The 1082-nt window shown below is 64.9% G+C and carries 1 protein-coding gene and 1 pseudogene; one reads left to right on the forward strand and one right to left on the reverse strand.

All coding sequences use genetic code 11. The annotated features are described in order from the left end of the window. Window positions 1-156, reverse strand: a pseudogene (locus tag GXB81_RS31155) (threonine ammonia-lyase, biosynthetic); the annotation flags it as partial. Between the two features lie 588 nt (window positions 157-744). On the opposite strand from GXB81_RS31155, the gene GXB81_RS31160 reads away from it, so the two are divergent. Then, on the forward strand, window positions 745-1082 hold a 338-nt coding region (locus GXB81_RS31160), incomplete at its 3' end, for a DUF3683 domain-containing protein (protein ID WP_167050538.1).

Below are 1082 nucleotides of genomic sequence, written 5' to 3' on the forward strand. Positions count from 1 at the left end.
CTTGAACGAGAACACCGGCTGGTTGTCCTCGCGTTTCAGATAGACCGGATTGCGCAGCCGCGCCGACAGGTTCGGCGCGTGTTCGAGTTCGGTCTCGCGCGCCACGTCGTAGACGCGCGCGGTCAGGGTCTTTTTCAGGTAGTCGTGGGAAGCCATGCGGGTGGCGCGGTGCGCTGTGTCAGACGGGAAAACGTCAATGATAGCGCCAACGGTGTTTGCTCTGGCCTTTCCGCGTGCCGCGCCGCCGCGCCGCCGCGCCGCCGCGCTGCCGTGACCGTCCCGCAACCATCCGGCAACCTGGCCGCAAGCGGTATCGAGGCCGCACGCATCGGGTTTGCCAACCGTCCGGTCGGTAAGTCAACCGCATGTGAAACGCTCGCCGATTCGCCTCGAAAACGCCCGGGCCGCCGCCATCGCCCCGACTTCCACCGTCAACGCATGGCGGCATCATGCGGTAGAATTCCGGTTTGGAATAAGGATCGGAAGATGCACTGGCAGCCTCGGATCGCCCACTTGATGCCCGTCCCGCGCGAATCTTGTCCCGCGGCAGAGCGTCATGTCCGCCACGCACGATCGTGTAGCTGTATCTGAGTGCCGCGAAGCGACTGGCGTGGGTAGGCCGCCGGTCGTGCTCGCTCCCCTTCCCCTAGAAAGAAGATTTCCAGGCATTGCGCCCCACGCGCACCGTCAGCCGACGCCTCGTCATTACGAGCGCGCCCGGTTGATCTACCGAGTCGTCCAAACATGAACGCACCTCAAGTTTTCGATCCGCACGGCGCCGCCGCTGCGGTGGCTGCCGATCCCGAAGCGCGTCTGCGCGAAATTCCCTATAACTACACGTCGTTCTCCGATCGCGAAATCGTCATCCGCCTGCTCGGCAACGATGCGTGGGACGCGCTCGCCGAACTGCGCGCCGAACGCCGCACCGGCCGCTCGGCGCGCATGCTCTATGAAGTGCTCGGCGACATCTGGGTCGTGCGCCGCAATCCGTATCTGCAGGACGATCTGCTCGACAACCCGAAGCGCCGCGCGCTGCTGATCGAGGCGCTCAATCACCGCCTCGCCGAAATCGAGAAGCGCCG

The organism is Paraburkholderia sp. Ac-20336, assembly GCF_017105025.1.
Lineage (GTDB): Bacteria > Pseudomonadota > Gammaproteobacteria > Burkholderiales > Burkholderiaceae > Paraburkholderia.